Below are 5387 nucleotides of genomic sequence, written 5' to 3' on the forward strand. Positions count from 1 at the left end.
CTTGGCCCTGTGCGGCTGGAACGGTGTGATTAGCCGTGTCTGATGAATGCCCTATCCCCCGTTTGTGGGGAAGAGCCAATGGATACGCAGCGGCGCCCGTACACACAACGTAATGGCGATCTCGCATGCCTTGCGGCAATTGCATAAAGACGCCATCGACCACTATCGCCTGCTATTGGGTGACGCGCTTTTCAGCAAAGTCGTCCACGTCACCGGCCAACTCCACGTATGGGAAAGCGAACAGAAGTCGCCGCTCGACATGCTGGCTGACCGGCTGCGCGCCGAACACGGCATTGTGGTGCGCGACATGAAGGGCGACGAGATTTTCGATATCGTGCCCGGTATGGATCGCCGTGTGCGTCGGGCGCAATTGTATGAACATAACGGCTATATCGCCAATCCGTACCAGTTGGTGCAGCGGCTCAAAGAGATCTTTCTGGCCAGCGGCGGTGAGCTTTTGCGCCAGAAGGTAGTGGGGCTCAGCCGCCAGGGCAGTGGCGCCGGGTACCGGATCATCACGGCCTGCAGCGACCTGGCTGCGCCCAAGCTGCTGGTTTGCGCCGGTGCGTGGTCGGGCCGCCTGCTCAAGGGTCTGGGCATTGACGTGCCGCTCGAGACCGAGCGTGGCTACCACGTTGCATTCGATCGCGAGGCGCTCGATATCCCTTTGCCCGTGCTGCATAAAGAGCGTGCATTCGGCGTCACGCCTATGGTCGACAACATACGCGTGGCAGGTTTCGTGGAGATCGCGGGCCTGGATGCGGCACCAGACATGCGGCGCGAAGCGGTGCTGGTTTCGCACGCCAAACGCCTTTTCCCCTCGTTGGATACCAGTTGCGCAAGCAGCTTCTGGCTGGGCTTCAGGCCCTCTACCCCTGACAGCCTGCCGGTGCTCGGGAGCGTGGATAAAATGCCCGGCCTGTACCTGGGCTTTGGCCACGGGCATACCGGCATTACCGGTGCGCCCGCATCCGCCGGGATTCTGGCCGACCTCATCACCGGCGCATCACCAAAACTCGATATAAAACCTTACGACATCAATCGTTTCTAAGCATGCATGGTTTACCAGAGGAGACACCATGAGCAACCACGATAAAAATGAATCAGGCCCTGTCTTGAGCAGGCGATCTGTGCTGAAACTGGCGGGCGCGACGATCGCCGCGCCTTCGCTATGGATCAAGAATGCGGAAGCGGCACAGGAGCGCGTGGTGATTCGCTCGCCGGGCGGTGCCTACGACGACATTCGCCGCAAGCTGATTTATGAACCCTTCACCAAGCAAACTGGCATCCGCGTCATCCCTGTTGCGATGACGACCGGCAAGCTTGAGGCGATGATCAAGTCGGGCAATATCGAGATCGACATCATCGACAACGACGACAGCGTGCTGTTGCAATGGGAGAATGAACTGGCGCCGCTGGACTACGCCGGCTTCAAATTCACCAATCCCGACGACATCCTGCCCGAGTACCGCCACGCCAATTATGTTGGCAACTTCGTCTATGCCGATGTCATGGGCTACAACCTTGAGAAATGGAACAAGGATACGGTGCCCAAGACCTGGGCGGACTTCTGGGACTACAAAAAATATCCGTCCACCCGCGCACTCGCTGACATCGATACCGGCGGCCCGAATCTGGAGTTTGCCCTGTTGGCCGATGGCGTGCCCATGGACAAGCTGTACCCGCTTGACCTGCCGCGCGCCTTCAAATCGCTGTCGCGCATCAAGCCCGCCATTGCCAAGTTCTGGGCATCAGGCGCATTGTCGGTACAGATGCTGTCCACGCGCGAAGCCGACCTGAGCTCGGTGTGGAGTACGCGCATCCTTAAAGGCATCGAAAATGGTTCGCCGCTGGCCATCAACTGGAACCAGCACAGTGTGCACGTGCAGGCATACGCGGCCCTCAAGAACGCCAAAAACCTTGGCAATGCGCAGAAGCTTATCGACTTCTGCCTGAGCCAGGATGTACAAAGCAAGTTCAGCTCGATGTGGAACAGTGGCCCGGTTACCAAGACGGCCTACCAGGCACTGACACCCGAGATGCGTGACAAGATCCCCGGCGGAGACCGCACGCGCGAGCATGGCTTCCTGCTCGACGCGAAATGGTGGGCAAAGAACCGGGCCGAAGTAGGCAAGGAGTGGGCGACATGGGCGCTGAATTCGTAAAAGGCGGCGGAAGCATACGCTTTCGCGGCATCACCAAGAAATACGGCGGCCTCACCGTTGTTGACAGCATCGATCTCAACATTGCCCCCGGCGAGTTCTTCTCGCTGTTGGGGCCCAGCGGTTCGGGCAAGACCACCACGCTCTTGATGCTGGCGGGTTTCGCCACACCGGACAGCGGGCAGATCTTGCTGGACGATACTGACATCAGCCGCATGAGCCCGCAGCAGCGCAATCTCGGCATGGTGTTCCAGAACTATGCGTTGTTTCCGCATATGTCGGTGCTGGACAACGTCATGTTCCCGCTCAAAGTGCGCAAGTTCAGCAACAAAGAGTGCCTGGAAAGGGCGCAGTGGGCGATAGACCTGGTTCGCCTTTCTGATTTCGCGAAGCGCCTTCCCAAAGAGCTTTCGGGTGGTCAGCAGCAGCGTGTGGCGCTTGCGCGCGCGGTGGTTTTCCATCCCAAAGTTGTGCTGATGGACGAGCCGCTGGGCGCGCTGGACAAGAACCTGCGCTATCAGATGCAAATGGAGATCAAGGAGCTTCAGCGCAAGCTGAACATGACGGTGGTGTTCGTCACGCACGACCAGGAAGAAGCGATGAACATGTCAGACCGCATCGCTATCATGAACAACGGCCGCATCGAGCAACTGGGCACGCCCAAAGATGTGTACGAATCGCCGCGCAATATATTTGCGGCGGGCTTCCTGGGCGAGGCCAACATCCTGCCATATGCGCGGCTGGACGAGGGCTATCGCCGGGATTTGGGCATGCGCAGCGGCGACCATCTGTTCTTCCGGCCCGAACGTGCCGTGCTTGGGAAGGGGCACGACGGGCAGGGCGCCGCAGGCGTGCCGTCAGGGTTGCGCGGGAAGGTCATGAACGTATCATTTCTGGGCCATATCGTGCGCTATCAGGTGGCGCTGCACGATGATCTGCGCATCTACGCAGACACGGCCAACCTTTCAGACATGCCGGTTTTCGACGTGGGGCAAGCTGTCACCGTCGGTTGGGGCAAGCCGGGCGACGCGAGAATCCTCCATCATGACTGAGATCGCAATGACCCGGCGCAACGGCGTGGCGCTTCGCGCGCCGGTTTTCGGCCCTACCCCGATGATCTATCCGGTCTTGGGCTTCTTGGTGCTGTTTTTTGCCGTGCCCATCGCCTGGTTCTTCGTGAAGTCTGCGCTCGATTACGACGGCAACTTCCTGGTCATGCTGCTGGAGACGTTCACGTCGCCGCTGTTTCTGACCGTGGCCTGGAAGACGGTATGGATATCGATGCTGGTGACCGTGCTGGCGCTGCTCACCGCGTATCCGGTGGCCTATACGCTGGCACGTGTGCATTCGCTGCGCTTCACACTCATCATCATCTGCGTTGTCGTGCCGTATTTCACGTCCATCATCGTGCGCACGTACTCATGGATGATCATCCTGGGCACCAAGGGTGTGGTCAACGAAATGCTGATGGCTGCCGGTCTCATCGATAAGCCCATCAACCTCATGTACAACATGACGGGTGTGGTGGTAGGTATGACGTACGTGTTGTTGCCATACTTCGTCTTGACATTGTTTTCTACCATGAAGGGCATCGACCCTTGGCTGTTGCAGGCGGGGCGGGGTATGGGGGCTTCCAACTTCTACGTTTTCCGCAAGATTTTCCTGCCGCTCAGCATGCCGGGTATCGTGTCGGGGTTCCTCATCGTATACATCCTTGCGATCGGCTTCTTTATTACGCCCGCACTCATGGGCGGCCCGAACGATGTGATGATGGCCATGCTGATTCAACGCAACATCGAAGTCACGATGGACTGGCCGCAGGCTTCCGCGCTGTCGCTGTTCCTGCTCGTGATCACCCTGGTGATCTACGCCGTGTACTGCCGGTACACCGACTTCGACAAAATGCTGGGCAAATAGGTGGCGCCATGAACTTCCTCAAGCGTTTTAGTTTCCCGGGCGTCATGACATGGGTGATCTGCGCGCTGCTCATCCTCCCTATTCTGATCGTGGTGGTGGTGTCTTTCGGGCACAGCAGCTATATGATCTTCCCGCCCAAGCAATTGTCACTGCGGTGGTATGAAGAGTTTTTCAGCAATCCAGAATGGATGGGCGCCCTGTGGTCCAGCCTGGTCATCGCGATAATGGCCAGCCTTATCGCCACGTCGCTCGGATTTCTGGGCGCCTACTCCCTGGTGAGGGGTAAATACGGCAAAAAGAAGCTGATCATTTCATTCTGCCTGCTGCCGCTCATCGTGCCCACCATCATCACCTCGGTGGCCTTGTACTTCGCGTCGGTGCCGCTAGACCTTCTCGGGTCCAAGCTCTGGATTGCGGTGTGCCATGCTTCGCTGGCGCTGCCTATTGTGCTGCTGATACTCATCAGTGCACTGCAAAGCGTGGACATCACCATCGAGCGGGCTGCCGAAAGCCTGGGCGCCAGCAAAGCCTACACCTTCACGCGAGTTGTTATCCCGCTGGCCGCGCCGGGCATCATCTCGGCCGCGTTTTTCAGCTTTCTTACCTCGTTTGATGAGCTCATCATTTCTCTGTTCCTCTCGGGATTGGAAGCTGAAACCTTGCCGGTGAGAATCTGGAACAGCCTGTTGATGAATATGGAGCCAGTGATTGCGGCCATCAGCGCCTTCCTGATCCTCCTTACCGTCAGCCTGCTGTTGCTGGAACTGGCGGCGCGCAGATTGCGGGCATAGCGGTGTGCCGCCGCGCGCAATCAGCAGTGCATCGGGCACTGCTGATTGCGCCGCGGTGCTTGCCTGGCTTGCGATGCGTATGATCGTCGCTCCAACCCATATCGGCCCGCGTGGCCGCTAGCCGCCTTGGCTCCCTGGGCCGCCAGCCGCCACGCACGCAATTTACCGGGCACCCTGTCCAGCACAAAAAAATATCTGTGCTAGAATGGCCGACTTGTTATCCCTTCCGCACGAAGTTCTTCGCGCGATCAAGGGGCGGTTAGCTCAGTGGTAGAGCACTGCCTTCACACGGCAGGGGTCACTGGTTCGAACCCAGTACCGCCCACCAATTCCCTTTCCCAATCCGTTCGGCTCGGCTCTTCCCCACAAACGGGGGATAGGGCATTCATCAGACAGGCTCTTCCCCACAAACGGGGGATAGGGCATTCATCAGACACGGCGGCTCTTCCCCACAAACGGGGGATAGGGCATTCATCAGACACGGCTAATCACACCGTTCCAGCCGCACAGGGCCAAG

General features: G+C 58.7%; 5 protein-coding genes and 1 tRNA gene. All 6 read left to right on the plus strand.

Annotated features, from left to right (window positions below):
- Positions 1–46 precede the first annotated feature (46 nt).
- The 6 genes from LOL23_RS18845 to LOL23_RS18870 all read left to right on the plus strand — a co-directional run bounded on the left by LOL23_RS18845 (position 47) and on the right by LOL23_RS18870 (position 5198).
- The gene (locus LOL23_RS18845) at positions 47–1051 is read left to right on the plus strand and encodes an NAD(P)/FAD-dependent oxidoreductase (RefSeq protein WP_237174129.1); all 1005 of its coding nucleotides are present in this window, start codon (positions 47–49) and stop codon (positions 1049–1051) included.
- Positions 1052–1079: 28 nt separating this feature from the next.
- Positions 1080–2165, plus strand: a complete 1086-nt coding sequence (locus LOL23_RS18850) for an extracellular solute-binding protein (RefSeq protein ID WP_160980555.1) — start codon at positions 1080–1082, stop codon at positions 2163–2165.
- On the plus strand, positions 2147–3214 hold the full coding sequence (locus LOL23_RS18855; protein ID WP_237174130.1) for an ABC transporter ATP-binding protein: 1068 nt from the start codon (positions 2147–2149) through the stop codon (positions 3212–3214). The genes LOL23_RS18850 and LOL23_RS18855 overlap by 19 nt, the downstream gene beginning before the upstream one ends.
- On the plus strand, positions 3207–4079 hold the full coding sequence (locus tag LOL23_RS18860) for an ABC transporter permease (RefSeq protein ID WP_160980559.1): 873 nt from the start codon (positions 3207–3209) through the stop codon (positions 4077–4079). Before LOL23_RS18855 ends, LOL23_RS18860 begins: the two co-directional genes overlap by 8 nt.
- Before the next feature lie 8 nt (positions 4080–4087).
- Complete coding sequence (locus LOL23_RS18865; RefSeq protein WP_160980561.1) at positions 4088–4870, plus strand: ABC transporter permease; 783 nt, start codon at positions 4088–4090, stop codon at positions 4868–4870.
- Positions 4871–5123: 253 nt separating this feature from the next.
- Positions 5124–5198, plus strand: a tRNA-Val gene (locus LOL23_RS18870).
- Positions 5199–5387: the final 189 nt, after the last annotated feature.

This window comes from Paracandidimonas lactea, from assembly GCF_021653995.1.
Lineage (GTDB): Bacteria > Pseudomonadota > Gammaproteobacteria > Burkholderiales > Burkholderiaceae_B > Allopusillimonas > Allopusillimonas lactea.